The sequence below is a fragment of the Fructilactobacillus carniphilus genome, assembly GCF_024029675.1.
Lineage (GTDB): Bacteria > Bacillota > Bacilli > Lactobacillales > Lactobacillaceae > Fructilactobacillus > Fructilactobacillus carniphilus.
Window position 1 is genome coordinate 1168566 of record NZ_CP097121.1, and the last position, 17215, is coordinate 1185780.

Annotated in this window: 19 protein-coding genes and 1 pseudogene; 8 read left to right on the plus strand and 12 right to left on the minus strand. The window is 41.5% G+C overall.

Translation table 11 applies throughout. The features are described from left to right. Positions 1–66 precede the first annotated feature (66 nt). Positions 67–906, plus strand: a complete 840-nt coding sequence (locus tag M3M37_RS05885; protein ID WP_252794893.1) for a DegV family protein — start codon at positions 67–69, stop codon at positions 904–906. 374 nt (positions 907–1280) lie between these two features. After that, positions 1281–1781 (plus strand): hypothetical protein, encoded by a 501-nt coding sequence (locus M3M37_RS05890; protein ID WP_252794894.1) that lies wholly within the window; start codon positions 1281–1283, stop codon positions 1779–1781. Between the two features lie 48 nt (positions 1782–1829). Here M3M37_RS05890 and M3M37_RS05895 read toward each other — a convergent pair whose 3' ends face one another. Both M3M37_RS05895 and M3M37_RS05900 read right to left on the minus strand, forming a co-directional pair. Then, a complete protein-coding gene (locus M3M37_RS05895; RefSeq protein ID WP_252794895.1) occupies positions 1830–2522 on the minus strand; it encodes a hypothetical protein in 693 nt (230 codons plus the stop codon). Then, positions 2482–3951: a glycoside hydrolase domain-containing protein gene (locus tag M3M37_RS05900; RefSeq protein ID WP_252794896.1), complete on the minus strand. Its 1470-nt coding sequence runs from the start codon at positions 3949–3951 to the stop codon at positions 2482–2484. The genes M3M37_RS05895 and M3M37_RS05900 overlap by 41 nt, the downstream gene beginning before the upstream one ends. 250 nt (positions 3952–4201) lie before the next feature. Between M3M37_RS05900 and M3M37_RS05905 the strand changes: the two genes are divergently transcribed. After that, on the plus strand, positions 4202–4519 hold the full coding sequence (locus M3M37_RS05905; RefSeq protein WP_252794897.1) for a helix-turn-helix domain-containing protein: 318 nt from the start codon (positions 4202–4204) through the stop codon (positions 4517–4519). Beyond that, positions 4500–4910, plus strand: coding sequence for an ImmA/IrrE family metallo-endopeptidase (locus tag M3M37_RS05910; protein WP_252794898.1), 411 nt, complete (start codon positions 4500–4502; stop codon positions 4908–4910). The genes M3M37_RS05905 and M3M37_RS05910 overlap by 20 nt, the downstream gene beginning before the upstream one ends. 257 nt (positions 4911–5167) lie before the next feature. Here M3M37_RS05910 and M3M37_RS05915 read toward each other — a convergent pair whose 3' ends face one another. The 4 genes from M3M37_RS05915 to M3M37_RS05930 all read right to left on the minus strand — a co-directional run bounded on the left by M3M37_RS05915 (position 5168) and on the right by M3M37_RS05930 (position 9211). Further along, on the minus strand, positions 5168–5446 hold the full coding sequence (locus tag M3M37_RS05915) for a type II toxin-antitoxin system YafQ family toxin (RefSeq protein ID WP_252766489.1): 279 nt from the start codon (positions 5444–5446) through the stop codon (positions 5168–5170). Next, positions 5439–5690 carry a type II toxin-antitoxin system RelB/DinJ family antitoxin gene (locus M3M37_RS05920; RefSeq protein WP_252766490.1) on the minus strand — a complete coding sequence of 84 codons (252 nt, stop codon included), beginning with the start codon at positions 5688–5690 and terminating at the stop codon, positions 5439–5441. Before M3M37_RS05920 ends, M3M37_RS05915 begins: the two co-directional genes overlap by 8 nt. Before the next feature lie 827 nt (positions 5691–6517). Beyond that, positions 6518–7249, minus strand: a complete 732-nt coding sequence (locus M3M37_RS05925) for a LysM peptidoglycan-binding domain-containing protein (protein WP_252794899.1) — start codon at positions 7247–7249, stop codon at positions 6518–6520. A gap of 270 nt (positions 7250–7519) precedes the next feature. Then, positions 7520–9211 (minus strand): glycoside hydrolase family 13 protein, encoded by a 1692-nt coding sequence (locus M3M37_RS05930; protein ID WP_252794900.1) that lies wholly within the window; start codon positions 9209–9211, stop codon positions 7520–7522. Between the two features lie 234 nt (positions 9212–9445). On the opposite strand from M3M37_RS05930, the gene zwf reads away from it, so the two are divergent. Both zwf and gndA read left to right on the plus strand, forming a co-directional pair. After that, positions 9446–10936, plus strand: a complete 1491-nt coding sequence (gene zwf, locus M3M37_RS05935; protein WP_252794901.1) for a glucose-6-phosphate dehydrogenase — start codon at positions 9446–9448, stop codon at positions 10934–10936. Positions 10937–11045: 109 nt separating this feature from the next. Beyond that, complete coding sequence (gene gndA / locus M3M37_RS05940) at positions 11046–12476, plus strand: NADP-dependent phosphogluconate dehydrogenase (protein WP_252794902.1); 1431 nt, start codon at positions 11046–11048, stop codon at positions 12474–12476. A 67-nt stretch (positions 12477–12543) separates the two neighbouring features. Here gndA and M3M37_RS07475 read toward each other — a convergent pair. Both M3M37_RS07475 and M3M37_RS05945 read right to left on the minus strand, forming a co-directional pair. Further along, positions 12544–12645 (minus strand): annotated as a pseudogene (locus M3M37_RS07475) (type II toxin-antitoxin system mRNA interferase toxin, RelE/StbE family); the annotation flags it as partial. Positions 12646–12712: 67 nt separating this feature from the next. Beyond that, positions 12713–12883 (minus strand): hypothetical protein, encoded by a 171-nt coding sequence (locus M3M37_RS05945; protein ID WP_252794903.1) that lies wholly within the window; start codon positions 12881–12883, stop codon positions 12713–12715. A 298-nt stretch (positions 12884–13181) separates the two neighbouring features. Between M3M37_RS05945 and M3M37_RS05950 the strand changes: the two genes are divergently transcribed. Continuing rightward, positions 13182–13361: a hypothetical protein gene (locus tag M3M37_RS05950; RefSeq protein WP_252794904.1), complete on the plus strand. Its 180-nt coding sequence runs from the start codon at positions 13182–13184 to the stop codon at positions 13359–13361. Positions 13362–13382: 21 nt separating this feature from the next. Next, complete coding sequence (locus M3M37_RS05955; RefSeq protein ID WP_252794905.1) at positions 13383–13526, plus strand: hypothetical protein; 144 nt, start codon at positions 13383–13385, stop codon at positions 13524–13526. A gap of 38 nt (positions 13527–13564) precedes the next feature. On the opposite strand, the gene M3M37_RS05960 is transcribed toward M3M37_RS05955, so the two are convergent. From M3M37_RS05960 to M3M37_RS05975, 4 genes are all read right to left on the minus strand, one after another. Further along, positions 13565–14425: an amino acid ABC transporter substrate-binding protein gene (locus M3M37_RS05960; RefSeq protein ID WP_252794906.1), complete on the minus strand. Its 861-nt coding sequence runs from the start codon at positions 14423–14425 to the stop codon at positions 13565–13567. Positions 14426–14438: 13 nt separating this feature from the next. After that, positions 14439–15077: an amino acid ABC transporter ATP-binding protein gene (locus M3M37_RS05965; protein ID WP_252794907.1), complete on the minus strand. Its 639-nt coding sequence runs from the start codon at positions 15075–15077 to the stop codon at positions 14439–14441. 11 nt (positions 15078–15088) lie between these two features. Next, positions 15089–15733 carry an amino acid ABC transporter permease gene (locus M3M37_RS05970; RefSeq protein WP_252794908.1) on the minus strand — a complete coding sequence of 215 codons (645 nt, stop codon included), beginning with the start codon at positions 15731–15733 and terminating at the stop codon, positions 15089–15091. A gap of 388 nt (positions 15734–16121) precedes the next feature. Further along, positions 16122–17204, minus strand: coding sequence for an aspartate-semialdehyde dehydrogenase (locus M3M37_RS05975; protein ID WP_252794909.1), 1083 nt, complete (start codon positions 17202–17204; stop codon positions 16122–16124). Between the last annotated feature and the right edge of the window lie 11 nt (positions 17205–17215).

The following is a 17215-nucleotide window of genomic DNA, read 5'->3' on the forward strand; positions in this document are numbered from 1 at the left end:
ATGGATACTTAGTTCTGAAACAACCTAATTTTAACCAACAATAGCAACTCGAAAGGAAGTCCCATTATGATTCATATCGTTACGGATTCAACCGCTCAACTAACCTCCGAAGAAATTAAAGACAATGATTTACACGTCATCCCGTTGCAGGTTAGCTTTGAAGGAAAAACTTACCAGGATAAAGTGGACATCACCCGGCAACAATTTTCCGAAATGCTCCATGATGACGAAACGGAATTCCCCAAAACTAGCCAACCAGCCATGGGTCAATTCGTAGAAACTTACGAACAAATCTTAAAAGACGATCCCGATGGAAGTATCGTTTCAATTCACATCACACGCATCCTTAGTGGAACCGTCGAAACGGCCCAATCGGCTGCCCAACAAGTGAACGGTGACATTCGGGTGATTGATAGTAAATCAACCGACCGGGGACTTGGTTTTGAAGTCCTAAAAGCTGCTGAATTAGCAAAAGCCGGAAAATCGGCGGAAGAAGTGGAAAATGGCGTGATTGCCATGATTCCTGAAATTAGCTTACACGTGTTCGTGAACAGCTTTGATTACCTGGTTAAGGGTGGTCGTGCTAGCCGTGCTGTTGGGTTCATTTCCTCCCTCATTCAGCTCAAACCCGTCTTAGCTCTTAACGAGGGTAAGCTCGAAATCGTGGCTAAATGTCGTGGTGCTAAAAAGATGCGGAAGGTCCGCGATGAAATTACGGAAACCCTCATTAACGATCCGAAGGTGAAGGAAGTCGGCCTCTCCTACGTGGACTCTACCGAAGACGTTGACGCTGTGGCCGCTCGCATTAAGGAAGCCCGTCCAGATATTAATGTGTTAGTCCGCCTCACCTGCCCCGTCATTATGACTCACGTGGGTCCTGGTGGCTTTGCCATTATTTACAACTAAATTTATGAAGCAAAAACTAAGCGCTCCCACAGAATTAGCTATTTTTCTAATTCCATGAGAGCGCTTTTCGGTTAATTAGCAATCATTTTTGAATGCTTGCATAAAGGGCAAATTTATTGGTTATCTAATCCCAACTTAAATTACTCCCAAAGTTATTGTACTTCTAGTTGGAATAAACGGACCTGTAGCAAGGGTTCTATGTCCAAAGAAAAAAGTGTACCTAAATGGGTAATTTAGGTACACTCAAAAGACACACGTCTCTTATTTTAAAACACTCAAGAACTATACTATAGTAGATAAGTATATTATGTTGTGATAAAAATACTGTTAGCTAATTTAATGACATTTATAGTTAAAACTAAAGGAGACATTTGATGACAGCAACGGAAGATCCTAACGAAACATATAAACATATCAAAATAATCTATAGAGTATATTTTGTATTGGCATTAGTGCTTGTATTGATTGGCACCCTTGCAACTTTGGTGGCAATTATTTTGAAAAAGGTGAATATTTATTTATTGTTCTTTGTTGTTTTAGGATTTATCCTTTTTGTCTTTTTAAAATTAACAATTCCTTATCTAAAAAGACACTCTAGGCATCAAGCAACTGGGTATAAAGTTCCAATTTATAGAGATCTATTATATTGGAATTTAATGAAGAGCAAAAAAATTTATTCTTGGATATTTGCATTACTAATTCTTTGTTTGCTAAGTTTAATGATTTTTCATGATAACTTCCATATAACTGACTGGCGTTATTTATTCTGTGCAATTGTTTATGGGTATGTCATTGCAGATTTAGTTGTTTGTTCTTTTATACTTAAATTTTTGCAAAAAAGAGAGAAACATCATGAACTTATTCAAAGGAACTAAAAGGGTTAGTTTAGATATTTTAACTACTATCTAAACTAATCTTTTTCTTTACATACCAAATGCTTTTTGAATAAGAGAACACAAGCCGATAATTGCTGTATTTACAATGGCGTCTGTTGCAATACCTTCAATAACAGCCGGAGTTGCAATTAGCACAGCCGTAATTGCAAGTGCAAAAAATATTTCGCTCGTATGTCCAAAAGCAAAGTCTACCGCTTCAATGCCTTGTTTTACTACTGGTAAATTTGATGGTTTAATTTTCAAGTCAATTTCTAAATTTACTTCAGTATCCCACTCAGTATTACCTAATTTAACTTTAAAGATATTAATGCTTAAGGAAACAGTGTAGAACCCATCATCGTCAATTGAATACGATAGTGATAACTGACCATCCATGATGTTTTGTAATAAAGAAATATCCATCAACTTTCCAATAACTACATCTAGTACGGGGCTAGGCAAGTTGAATGTGTCAGAAAACCATTGGGATAAATCAATCTTAGACAGTGATCCTTTTGAAATGGTGAAAACATTACTACCATTTAAATTAGCAAACGTATCCGTTGCCTGGAGAACAATTTTTAATGAGTTTGTTAGGTTAAAAGTCGTAATTGGAATGTCTAATTCAATATTGGTGTTTTTAGTAAGAGATTGTACGACATTCAACGCAGATTTAAATTTTGGATTTTCAACAAACCGATTAGTTTCCAGTATCCTTTCCTGATGATGCATCTTGGTCAATGGCAATCCCGGCAAAATTATACTCAGTAAACTGGTCAATTGCCCAATTTTTTGGCATTTTATAACCTAAGTTACCACTGTATCCAGTTGACATGTCAGAAACAAAAGCATTTACGGCATAACCTTGTTCCAAGGCGTGGGTACAAACATTTCGAGTCCCATAAACACCTACTTTGTAATTATTACCCAAATGGCGTTTAACAGCTGCCAAATAAGGAAGAACGGTCCCAGGAATATCTCCATCCAGAATGTCAGTATCCACAGCAAAATAAATGGTAGTTCCTTGAGGGAATCCCAGCCTAACTGCAGCAGCAGTTGCAACATTGGCATCATAACTTCCTTGAGCTGCAGTGAAATATGATTGATCACCATCATTATCTTGGTAAATGGGAAAAATATTTAAGCCAGCTTTGACCAAACCTTCAATTTCACCAGTAGTTAAGTTTTTAGGCCGTCGATTTGAACCAGTACCCACCGTTCCAGTTAAATACCGACCAATTAAATTAAAACCATAACTTTTGAGTTTTTTAGCTGTTGAACTGGAGACTTGGAATGAGGTATCACAAGCGTCAGAGTCACGGTTAGTATCACCATTGGAGGTTAATAATCCCTTGATTACAGCTAAGTTAGCGGATCCATTGTAAGGTGGAAGTTTCATAAAATTCCGAAAGTTGAATACCGCATTAGCAACGTTACTTCCATAAATCCCGTCAAAGGGTCCATCGTAAAATCCGTTTACCATTAAACCATATTGAATAACTTTAACAATCGGACCACTGGTACCTTGATAAATCGTTGGCGTTAATCTAATGGTACCGGGACCATAAACTCCATTTGCCTGACTAGTAGACATACCTTCAGTTGCTTGTAAGGCATAAATTAAAGCGGTATTAGTGTTTCGTTGGTAAAGACCATCAGTGGGAACTAAGCCTAAATCATCACCAAAGTAACTAAGATAGTTATGATTCAGGTATTGTTGCATTTTTCGGATAGCAGTAGTACCCCCACCTAATAATTTAAAGGCACTCATATCAAACAAAGCGGCCATTAAAGGAACCGTTAAATTACCACTGGGTAGCCCTGCATCTTGACGCAATTCGTCTACTGCAGTTTGCGTTCCTTTAGAAAATTTAGTGTTAAAGGCAGCTGGACTATAACCTTTACACCAAAAAGCACCTTGAATTAATTTAGCGATGTTGCCTTTATAACCTACCCGATATTTAGCTACTTGGCCTGCTAAGGCTGACTTAGTATGGTCACCAAAGCCACTGGACACAGGATTAATGCCTAATTCGTGCTGTAATCCTTCACGTAAAGCATAAATGGTCTTCCAACCAGTTTGGCCATTTTCATTAACCTTGGTGTAGCCATTTACCTTTCCGTATTCTGAATTTAACCATTTTTGTACTTTTAAAACTTGTTGATCCATGTTAATTTCCTCCATTTGTAGAATTGAATTGTGAGTAATTAGTACTAATTAAGCTATATAATCTATAATTACGTTGCTTGTTGTAGATAAATAGTCTACAATGGTGACAAATAAAAATCCAACACGTCTGTTGGAGTTATTTGTTCTTCGTAATCAATTAGATTACAAGGAACACTATATATACTAATCTTCTAAATGTCAACCAAATAATAGAAAAATATTCTATATAACTGAAGGGAAAGTGCTGCAAATGTCGATTTATCAACGGATCAAGGAATTAGCCAAAAACAAAAATATTTCCATTCGCGAATTAGAACATCAACTAGGTTTCCCTAATGGAACTTTACAGAAGTGGGTTGATAACGCTAATTCACAAAAATTAAAGAAAGTAGCCAATTACTTTAGCGTTTCCACTGATTATCTCTTGGGGAACGGGGAACGCCCTACCGCTGATTTAGACGATTTAGAAACTATTATGATGTTTGGAGGAAAACCGGTACCAGAAGAAGATAAGCAAACGGTTTTGGAAATTTTAAGGAGGCTCAGAGATGCAAGAGATCATAAATAGCCTGTTTAACTACGCGTTAAATCATGATATTGGGGTGGTTTACACTGATAAGTTGATGCCAGAAACAAAGTCATTCGCTGACATTCCCACACGATCAATTGTGATTAATGCAAATGAGCCTAATCAGCGGCAATTACCCCTTATTATTGCTCATGAAATTAGTCATGTAGTCCAGTGCGATACGAATGATGCTCAGTTAAACTTCTCTACAGGCTTAAAGCCGCATTATGAACAGAAAGCTAACATCGGTGCCATTGACTTGTTAATTCCATTTTACGTAGAGGATAAAGAACTCTATCAAATTAACGTGGACGAATTTATGCAGTTATTTGCAATTCCCAGTTCGTTACGAGATATTTGTATTACGGAAATGAAAAAGAACATTAATTAAATAAAAGAAGCCAGCCTTACTAATTATTTTAGTAGGGCTGGTTTCTTTAAATTTTATAAGTAATTGCACAATTTGATTGTTATTTTTACTATCTAGGGATTCAGTGGGTTACTCAGCTAAAATTAATTCACTAAATTTAATAGTATTCTGGAAATTTAAATACACTCAGAAGGCACAAATATATTTGTATACATTACAACAAGTAGTAATGTAGATTTTACTACTTTATACTTGTTTCTGTAATTTATTAATATTTATTATTCAAACAAGTCTGAATGACTACCGGTATCAATGAATTTAATATAATCACCATCGTACCGATAAATCAAAAGCCAATCTGGTTTAATGTGAAGTTCTCGTTCAGGTTTTCGATTTATGAGGTTATGGTCGTTAAACTTAGCTGGAATTTCTTCATCGTTAATTAATAAGTAATATATTTCATTGAATTGATTTTTGTTATATTTAGGCTGTTTTAGCATTTGTTTGTAATGTTTTTTGAATTGATTTTCAAAAGCAGGTTTGTATTGTTTAGTCATTTAACCAATCTAAACCTTCCTGAGCATTATCAAACTTAACGTAATCATCACTACTAATTGCTGTTTTTAATCGTTTATTTGGTTGGTTTACTTCAAAAGGTAATCCATTGTTGTTAATTGTTTGTTTCATAAAAATACGAAACGCTTCTGGAGCAGTTAATCCGTTTTCTTTTAAAACTTTTTCAAATTCGTCCTTATTAAGGGTACTAGTTCTAAAATGAATTTGTGCTGTATTTGTTTTCATTAAAATCACTCCTTTACATCATAGTACCATTTGGTACACAAAATAGCAAATTATATTAGTATACGATTTTAATAAAAAATATAAATATATTAATTGGATCTTTTATACTTAAAATTTTACAAAAAATAGAGCAGCAACATGAACTGATTCAAAGGAAATAAAAAAGGTTAATTTAGATATCTTAACTATTATCTAAACTAACCTTTTTCTTTACATAAAGTAGTTGAATTTTAATTAAAGTAGTTTTCCCGCTCATTAAACAATAACAGTAGTTAACCTTATCTTATAATTATAAGAAACTGAAGTATACAAAGTATAATACAAGCTATATTCAATAGAGAAAACAATTTCTTTAATGCTTGGTTATATATTTTAATATCTTCGTTATTACTTTTGACAATATACCAAGATTTATAGTAAATGATTTTTTGTTTATATAAATAACAAAAAAGAAACAGATAAAAATAACGAATCTACCAATATCGTTATTCACAAATATCAATAACATTAAATATAACGCAATCAGAAATATATCAAAATATTTATATTTTTTTGTTTTTTTCTTCTGAACAGCGTTTAAATCAAAATGTAATTTTCTTTTTTGAATAATAAAAACACTAAGTTGTATTACTATTAATACAGTTAGAAATATTAAAGGTATAAGTGATGTTAAAATTAACAAATTAAGCAATGTTTTGCTCATATTACCATCCCCTTGTACGCTATATTGTACGTTATTTAGTACGTTTAGTTCATTTTACTGAAATATGGATAACAAAAAAGACGCCACCGAAGTAGCGTCTTTTTTAGTAACCTAATTTACTTTTTTACCAGTAGTTGTGTGAGTTCCGGAATGCAACGGCGTTAGCAATTGAACCGTACCGGCTGATGGCGTATTGACGAGCAACCCGTTCTTGGTTAGCTGGGGAGTAGTCACCGTTCAAGTATGAAGCAGATAATTGGTATTTACCAATGTATTGACCGTTCCGAGCCGTGTATGAACCACCTGATTCAACGGCAGCGATTGAGTCTAATGAACCATCGTTGTCAGCAGCGTTGTTGCTTGAAGCTTGCGTGCTAGCGGCTTGGCTAGTTTGTTGCGTTTGCGTAGCAGCTGGTTGAGCAGCAACTTGACTAGTTTGTTGTGGTTGGGCCTGAGCTGCTGGTTGGGATGGAGTTTCAGCTTGAGCGGCTTGGCTAGTTTGTTGTGATTGTGCAGCCGGTTGAGCTGGAGTTTCAGCTTGAGCAGTTGCTTGTTTTACTTCGTAGTGTGGTTGTACGGCTGGTGCTACTGGAGTTTGCGTAGAAGCAACTTGCACGTTTCCGTCATCGCCAATGATGAAAGTTTCACCAACATAAATCTTGTTGATATCTTGAATCTTGTTAGCATCCTTTAAGCTTTGCACTGAAACATCGTGGTCAGCAGCGATTTGTGACAGAGTGTCTCCAGCTTTAACCGTTACAGTAGTAGAAGCGTCTGCACTGTTAGCGCCGGCGAATAATACACCAGCAGATACAGCAGTAATAGCGGCTACAGTTTTAATTCCTTTAAATTTCATGAAATAATCTCTCCTTTAATAGTTGGGAAGTTGTTTTCAGTTTCGAATTCTTGAGTTCCGTTAAGTGATTACTGAATCATTTAACAGTCCCTATACTAAAGTCAGATTATTACAACAAGATTACAGCGATTTTAAAAAAACCATCGGCTTCTGTAATTCTGTAACACGCTTAACATATTCTGTAATTAATCAATTGCTCTAATCTCACCTTTTCTCACTGGCTGTAAGCTTCATCAGCATTGGAACTTCGTTAATTATCACCCTATTTCGTCACAATTCTTCCATAATCAGGGCTTGTTGGGGGGCTAATTGGTCAATAATTGTCCCTTTCTCGCTTACTTCAGTGCTTAAATTGTCCAAAAGAATCCGGCCTTGATACCTATGGTCTAGCGAAACGGGCTGCCGCTCCAGGTTCACCAACACCAATAACTGTTGTTGCTCATTTTGCCGGCGATATGCAATCACTGTGGCTGGACTAGCCAGTGGTTCAAACTGACCCATGCGGAGGACGTCCCGGTACTGTGGCTGCTGTTGCAACCGTAATAATTGCTGATAATAATACAGCACGGACTCTGGATCAGCTTGTTCAGCTGCCACATTAATCCCGCGCTTGAACGTTCCTGGTTTTAACCACGGCGTTCCCGTCGAAAAGCCCCCGAAGCGACTGTCATCCCAGGGCATTGGCACCCGGGCGTTATCGCGGGAGCGCCAGTTAACAATCGCTAGTGCTTCATCAGGAGTTTTACCCGCTTTAATTAGGCGCTGATAGTTATTAATGGAAGAAACGTCATTAAAGTCCTCGATGTGGTGGCGCGTAAAATTGTGCATCCCCAGCTCCTGTCCTTGATAAAGCACTGGAACCCCTGGAAGGAATACCGACAAAGTTGCCAAGACTTTGGCTGCTGCTGGAGTTCGATCCGCGGGATTTTTAATAAACTTGGTCAGGGCCCGGTTTTGGTCGTGATTTTCTAAAACATTGGCAAACACGACCTGCGCAGCTTGGATGGCTCGTTGACTCGCAAAGATGGTGTCAGCCAGTTCTGCGACGGTCCAATCCCGTGGTTGCTCCCACTGATTTGCATCCACTACGTCAATATTAAGGTAACTAAAGTCAAAGATCATGGAGAAATAGCCATCCGGACCCACAAATTCAGCTAGTTGGTCGGGCCGGACCCCAGCGGCTTCCCCAATCGTCACGGAATCATGCTGGGCAAAAGTGGCTTCTTTCAATTCTTGTAAAAATTTACCTAACCCCGGACGGTTAAGCCCCTTCCGGGTGACGCTAACTAACCCATCGGGACCATCGGCCGGCAGATTCTCCCAGTCCTGATCCTTCTTTAAATGGGTAATCGCATCTAGTCGGAAGCCAGCAATTCCCTTTGCTAGCCACCAGTTAATGATGCGGTAAAGCTGTTGCCGCAATTCTGGATTTTCCCAATTCAAATCAGGTTGCGCTGCCGTAAAGGTATGAAAGTACATCGTTTCTGGATCATCAGGAACCGCAGTCCAAGTCGAGCCCCCAAAGATACCTCGCCAGTTGGTCGGAGCTTGGGCAGCCGGAGCGGACTTAAAGATGTAATAATCCCGGTATGGACTAGTTGGATCACGAAGTGCTTCCTGAAACCACGGGTGCTGGTCTGAGGTATGGTTCAATACTAAATCCATGATGACCTTCAAACCCCGGTCGTGGGCCGCGCTTAGTAGCTCTTCCATGTCTGCCATCGTGCCAAACACCGGATCAATCGCTTGATAATCGGCAATATCATATCCCATGTCGACCATCGGCGATCGGTAAACGGGCGCGAGCCACAGCATGGTCACGCCGAGTTCTTGCAAATAATCTAATTTTGCCGTAATCCCCGGCAGATCTCCAATTCCATCCCCGTTACTATCATTAAAGGAACGCGGATAAATCTCGTAAATAATTTCGTCCTGCCACCAGGATGGTTGAGTTCGTTGCATAAGACCCTCCTTTTTAATGAAGCAATCAAAATCTTTCGGTTTCATTTTAACAAATTCGTCTCGGTTTAAAACCAAGCATCGAGAGCATCATTTGTGGTCTAATTTGGTTGTATCCCACAGTTTAAGATAGCGTTTTCATTCCAGCCGTACCGGGGAAACAAACCCCTTCCATTCTGACCAATTATGGTTTATCCTTGGTAGTGTATCTATCCAATTTTTGAAGGAGTGAATGTTATGGCAACTGAAACACCAACACGAGCATTATTCATGCTTTTCGGTGGAGTTGGTGACTTAGCATTGCGGAAGTTATACCCCGCTATCTTTAACCTCTATAAAAAAGGTAGCTTGAGTAACGACCATTTCGCTTTGATAGGTCTCTCCCGAAAATCACTAACCGACGACGAATTTCGCGCTAAGATCATGGACTCCATCGCTAGTGAAGCTGACAGTCAAGATCAAGCCCAAGAATTTGCCAGTCACTTTTACTGGAAATCTCACGACGTAAACAACAAGGATCACTACTCCGACCTAAAAGAGTTAGCTGATCAACTAGAACAAAAGTACGAAACCGAAGGAAACCGGGTCTTTTACGTTTCGATGGCGCCCCGATTCTTTGGTATCGTGGCTCAAAGCCTGCACGATCAAGGTGTACTTTCCACGAACGGTGGTTTCAACCGCTTAGTAATTGAAAAACCATTTGGTCGTGACTACGAATCCGCAAAGGAACTTAACGACGCTTTAACCAGTGCCTTTCACGAAAACCAAATCTACCGGATTGACCACTACTTAGGGAAGGAAACGACGGAAGCCATTCCAGTCCTCCGGTTTGGCAATCCGATGATTGAAGCCGTGTGGAACCACGAATACATCAAGGACGTTCAAATTACCCTGGCTGAAAAACTCGGGGTTGAAGATCGGGCTGGTTACTACGACACGGCTGGTGCATTGCGGGATATGATTCAAAACCACACCCTGCAAATCGTGAGCTATTTAGCCATGGACCAACCAAACTCCTTCGTTGACACGGAAATCCGGCGCGAAAAAGTCAAAGCCCTGCAAAGCATGGAAATTTACGATGCTGACGGAGTTAAACAAAACTTTGTGCGCGGTCAATACGGTGCTGGTCCTGATTCAGTTCCATACCGGGAAGAACCCGGCGTACCAAGCGATTCAAACAACGACACCTACGCCGCTGGAAAGATTGTCTTTAATAACCATCGGTGGGGCGACACGCCGTTCTACATTCGTTCCGGAAAGAAGCTGGCTGACAAGCAAGGCCGGATTGACATCGAATTCAAGAAGCCGTTGGTAGACATCTTTGCCAAGGGAACCAAGCAAGCTCCTGAATTACAAGGCAACGTGCTCTCCTTCTACATCGATCCCAAGATTGGCATTACGCTCAGCATCAACACCAAGAATTCCGAACAAGGGATGCACACGGAAACGATTGACCTAGGTTACTTACAATCCGACCACCGGGCTGCCAAAGTGCCGTTGCCATACGAACGGCTCTTCCACGACATTTTGACTGGTGACGGAACTTACTTCGCTAGCTGGCCAGAAGTAGCCGCCGCTTGGAAGTTCGTGGATCCCGTACAAAAACTGTGGGACAGCGAACCGGGTGACTTCCCGAACTACGAATCTGGTTCCATGGGGCCAAAGGCTGCCGACGAGTTATTAGCTCGGGATGGCAACAGCTGGTACTGGCCAAATAACGTTCGTTAATAAAGCGTTTTCAATTTACAATGAAAACTATTTCACAAATGTAAATTCTAATGATAAACTATGATTGTAGGATTTTACAAAAATAATATCCAAAAAAGGAAGGTATATTATGGCTGACAAGAAAGCAAACATCGGAGTTGTTGGAATGGCCGTTATGGGTAAGAACCTGGCCCTTAACATCGAAAGCCGCGGCTACACCGTTGCGATTTATAACCGTTCCGCTTCTAAAACGGAACAAGTAATGAAGGACCACAGTGACAAGAACTTGATTCCTTCATACAACATTGAAGACTTCGTAAACTCAATTGAAGCTCCACGGACGATTTTGTTAATGGTTAAGGCTGGTGCTCCTACTGATGCCGTAATCAACGAAATTCTTCCATTGTTAGACAAGGGTGACACGTTAATCGATGGTGGTAACACGAACTTCCACGACACGATTGCCCGAAACAAAGAACTGGCTAAATCAGGAATTAACTTCATCGGAATGGGAGTTTCTGGTGGTGAATTAGGTGCCCTTCAAGGTCCTTCTTTGATGCCTGGTGGTCAAAAAGAAGCTTATGACCGGGTTGCCCCAATCTTAGAAAAGATTGCTGCTAAAGCCAAAGATGGCAAGCCATGTGTTGCTTACATCGGTCCAGATGGTGCTGGTCACTACGTTAAAATGGTCCACAACGGAATCGAATACGGTGACGAAGAGTTAATTGACGAATCATTTAACATCTTACGGAACGCCGCTGGTTACTCCGTTGACGACTTAGCTAAGATCTTCGCCGACTGGAACAAGGGTGAATTAAACAGTTACCTGATTGAAATCACTGCTGACATCTTAACTCGTAAAGATGACTTAGGTGACGACAAGAACAAGCCAATCGTTGACATGATTTTAGACCGTGGTGCTAACAAAGGTACTGGTAAGTGGTCTTCAGAAGATGCCTTAGACGAAGGTGCTCCTCAATCAGTAATTACGGAAGCCGTTTACGCTCGGTTCGTTTCCATGTTGAAGGACGAACGGATGGCTGCTGCTAAGGTATTGAACGGCCCATCAAAGAAACCAACTTACAACGGTGACGACATCGTGGAAGACATGCGTCAAGCTCTTTACTTCGGTAAGATCATGAGCTACGCCCAAGGTTTCGAACAAATGCGGATGGCTTCTGCCAGCCACGACTGGAACTTGAAGTACGGTGAATTAGCACAAATCTGGCGTGAAGGTTGTATCATCCGGGCTCAATTCTTAGACGAAATTACGAAAGCCTTTGAAAAGACCCCTGACTTGAACAACTTGTTAATGGATCCATTCTTTGGTGACATCGCTAACAAGTACCAAGACGCTGCTCGTCGTATCTTAGCCTTTGCTACTGAATACGGAATTCCAGTTCCATCATTAGCTGGTGCAGTTTCATACTTTGACTCATACCGGGCTGAAGTTCTCCCTGCTAACCTGTTACAAGCACAACGTGACTACTTCGGTGCTCACACGTACGAACGGGTTGACCGTCCAGGAAGCTTCCACTACCCATGGTACAAAGAACAGTAAAAATCAGCATTTAGCTGAAAAAGAACCGACAATTATTTGTCGGCTCTTTTTTTATGTGCTTATTTTTTTATAATCCCAATGTTTCTTTATGGGTCCCGGTTCTAGTTAATACTAAAATAACTCTATCGTTACTTATCCGATAAATAAGCAACCAATTAGATTCAATATGAAATTCGTAAAGACTCTGTTTATCACCTTGTAAAGAATGATTTTTTAATTTTTTTAGTTCGTTTTCATCAAACGTTGTTCATCCATTTATCAAAATCATCAATGTTACCAATTTTAACCGTATTACCAGTATACGCATCATTAATCGCATCAATTGTTTCCTGATCTGTTGTTTTAGTTGCTATTTCTTTAATTTTTTCGTCCACTTTTTTAGTGACTCGACTCTCTGTCTTAGGCATAAACATCCCCTCCTTCCATAGAAAATAGTAATACATTGTGATTACAAAGCGTTGATGTTATCCATACAATTTTATAATTAATTGCTTAGTTAACGCTAATCGCTAGCAATTATTTTCTTCATTACATGTCACAATATCTCACATGGAATCTAGCAAAATGGTAGAATTAATCTTATAATGCGTGCTTGCGCTAAATTTTTAAACTTATCAAAGGAGCATCACTTATGGCAGAGCAAAACGAGGGACCCTCTCCAAACGCCAGATTCCGCAACATGCCATTACTTTCTCTACGCTCGTGGTGTCCGCAGCTGTTCTTTTGAACGTCTTCATTCCTAAAGGTGTCTTCGTTTTCATTGCTAGCATCTCCACGACCCTCTTCCTCTTCATGTGGTCGTTGATTATTCTAGCTCAGATGAAGTACCGCAAGGAAGTCGACGTGGCTGGTCAAGAGAATCAATTAATTTTCAAGATGCCCTAGTATCAATTCTCGAGCTACATCGTGTTAATCTTTTTGGCCTTTGTCGCCATCGTCCTGCTCTTCCTGATTAGCTCCTTACTTGCTCTCATCGGATCGTTAATCTGGATTGGTTCGTTATCCGCTGTCAAAATCCATCGTAACCAGCAAACCAAGCGCGCTAACTAGCGTAATCAAAAAAGACGTCAATTAACTGACGTCTTTTTTTATGGTTTTTGCATTGGTTGCGGTTGCTGCTGTTGTTGCGGTGGTTGTGGCGTACCAAAGTACTTGCGTGCCAAACGCTGTTCCGTTCCATCCCGGTGTAATTCCTGGATGGCCCAGTTGAGTTTCTTCCGCAAGGTCTTGTCTTCCTTCCGCACTCCCACGGCCATTTCATCCGGTGGGAAGTTCGTCGGGACAATCTTTAACGGAATCTTCGGGTGACTGTGAGCCAGGTAATAGCGAGCGTAATCCTCATCGATTAACACCGCTCCCAGCCGTCCCACCTGTACGTCGTTGATGGCCTTATCAAAGGTATCATACTGCACAGGCGCACTAGTTAAGTATTGTTTTAGATCTTGCGGGTGCGTTTGAAAGAGCGTGAATCCGGACGATCCCGATTGCACTCCGAGTTGCTTCCCCCGCATGTCTTGGGGTTGGTTCACTCCCGAATCAGCCCGGGTTAACAAGACCTGTCCCGTTCGGTGATAAGGCTTAGTGAAGGCCACGTGTTCCTTCCGTTCGGGCGTTACCGTGTACCCGTTCCAAATGGCATCAATGTGGTGGGTGTTTAGTTCGGTTTCCTTCATGGACCAGTCAATCACTTGAAAGTCGGGTTTCAACCCGAGCTTCTTACAAGCAGCCCGGGCCATTTCCACGTCGTAACCGACCAATTTATTGTTTTTATCCCGAAATCCCATTGGGACAAAGGTATCATCAATCCCAATCTTAAGCGTTTTCTCATTTTGGAGGCTCTTCCAACTATCGGTCCGGTGGTTAAACCGATAATACACGGTTCCGAGGACTAAACCCAGGAGGGCCAGCACCACTAAATTTCCGATGATGAGCTTGTTTTTTCTCTTCATCAAGAGCTCCTTTCTAACGGTCAACGTCCGTTCCAAAGTTCAACACCTGACCGTTCAAACTTTGGGCAAAGGGCAAATCGTGGGTAACCACAATCTGCGTCACGCCCCGTTTTTGTAACTTTTGAATCACTTCTGTGACCCGGTTAGTCGATTCTTCATCCAGTCCAGAAGTTGGTTCATCGTAGGCTAATACGCCGGGTTTCATGGCTAACGCCCGCGCAATCGCGACCCGCTGCTTCTGTCCTCCAGAGAGTTGGAATGGATAGGAAGCTTGTTTATCGCTTAAATCCAGCTCCTTTAGTAACTCCTGGCATTGTTGTTGATATTCTTGTTTGTTTTCCTTTTTAACCACTTTCGGGGCCAGCGTCACGTTTTCAGCGACCGTGTACTGGGGAAAGAGGTTAAAGTCCTGAAAGATCACGCCGACATCTGTGCCGCGGCGGTTGGGGCTAAGTTCTAACTGTTTTCCGTTTAGTTCGATCGTCCCGGCATCCGCAGAACTTAAACCCGCGAGGATGTTTAAAAAGGTCGTTTTCCCAATTCCAGAAGGTCCGACAACCGTTAAAATTCCACCGTCGGGGACTTCAATGTTTAAATTCTGAAAGACGACCTGGGAGCCGTATGATTTCTTTAGGTTCTGAATCTTTAACATGTGCTTTCCTCCTAACGGTAGTAGTTGAGCCGTTTTTCAATGTAACGCATTGCGATGGTTAAGATGATGGTCAACCCGAGGTACATTGCTCCGACTAATAGATATGGAATTAAGGTAACGTCCCGTGATACGGCAATGTTTCCGGCCCGCATCAGGTCCCCCAGTCCAATGACATAAACTAGCGAGGTATCCTTTATCAGGTTGATTACTTCGTTTCCCACCGATGGCATCACGGTTTTCACCACCTGCGGTAACGTGATGTACCACATCGTTTGTAGCCGACTAAAGCCGAGCACCTTGGCTCCGGCATATTGACCAGCTGGAACGGCCTGCATCCCACCCCGAAAGATTTCGGCAAAGTAAGCGGCGTAGTTCAAAATGAAAGTAAAGACCGCAGCCTCAAACCGGGGTAGCGTAATCAGGTTGGCGAGACTTAACCCGTAGTAGACAAACACAATTTGCAGCAGGAGCGGTGTTCCCCGCATGATGGTGATGTAGGTATCAATAATCCAGCGCAAAATTTTTAGCGGTGATTTTTGCAGGATGGCAACAATTACTCCTAACGGCAATGAACCCACTAACGTCAAGACGAACACGCCCAGCGTCATTTTTAACCCTTCCAATAAACTGGGTAAAACTTGATTGATGTAACCCATAATTTCCTCCTTGACCGTTTTTGGTGGGCCACCAGTCGAATTAATTTGGCCATAAAAAAAGTCCCCAAGTTATCAAAATTGATAACTTGAGGACGATTCCGACTCGTGTTCCCACCTCTATTTTGACTAACATTACTATTAGCCACTCAGGCACCTCACGCAAGGTGAGGCACAGCTCGTAACGGAGCAACCCGAGTATTTTCTAGAAAGTACCTGATGATCACGAGTGTGGTTCGCCTAGTTCCAATTATCGCTTCTCAACTCCAGCGCGATTCTCTGTAAATTGAAAGTTAGGTTACTCTTTCGTTCATATCTTTGTCAGTATCTTAACCCTTGCTGATTATTCGTGTCAACAATTTATTTTAAGTTTTTTTAAAAAGAACGTTCGTTATTCTTTTCCGTAGTAATCCGCTGGGACCCGCACTAAATCATGTTCCACCAATTTTTCGGCAATTTCAACGGTGTTTGCGGCGGCGCCCTTTAAGAGGTTATCGGCTACGACCCACAGGTTGTAAGCACCGGGATTTTCGGGGTCTTCCCGGACCCGGCCCACGTAGGTATCAGTGTGACCTTCCGCGTTAATCGGTTGTGGATAAAGTTGTTCGGCTGGATCATCCTCTAAGACCAAGCCATCACCGTGCTTGATTAATTCTTGAACCTTGTGGGCATCCAGGTTAGTGTTATCTTCCACTTCAAAGTACACTGATTCTCCATGACCGATCACAACGGGCACCCGAACACAGGTCGCGTTGACCTTAATCTTCGGATCGTTCATGTCGCCAAGCATAATCTTCTTGGTTTCGTGGACCATCTTCCACTCTTCGTGCGTTGATCCATCTGGTTCAAACACGTCAATTTGTGGCAACAAATTAAAGGCCAACGGGTAGTGATGTGCTTCACTCTTCACGGGGAAAATGTCCGCCGTCATCGGTTCTCCGTTTAAATGTTGTTGGGCTTCGTCATCTAACTCTTGGATGGCCGTTTGTCCGGCTCCAGAACCGGCTTGGTAGGTGGAAACGATGATTTGCTTCAAACCCGCTACGTCAAAGATTGGTTTTAAAGCCACCACCATTTGAATCGTGGAACAGTTCGGGTTGGCGATGATTCCCTTGTGTTGGGCAATCGCATCCTCGTTCACTTCCGGCACCACCAATGGTACCTCTGGGTCCATCCGAAAGGCGCTGGTATTATCAACGGCAACCGCCCCGCGTTTAACGGCTTCGGGCAGAAATTGCTTGGAAGCAGCTCCTCCAGCAGATGCTAAGACGATGTCCACGTCGTCAAAGGATTCAGGCGTCGTAGCTTCGACCGTCACATCTTGACCCTTAAACTGCAACACTTTGCCCGCTGAACGTGGTGAAGCCAATAGCTTAACTTGTTTAACCGGAATCGAAGATTGTTCCAGTTGTTGAATCATGCGTGTTCCTACGGCTCCAGTCGCTCCTAAAATCGCAACGTTATATTCCTTCATAGTGTAAAAAA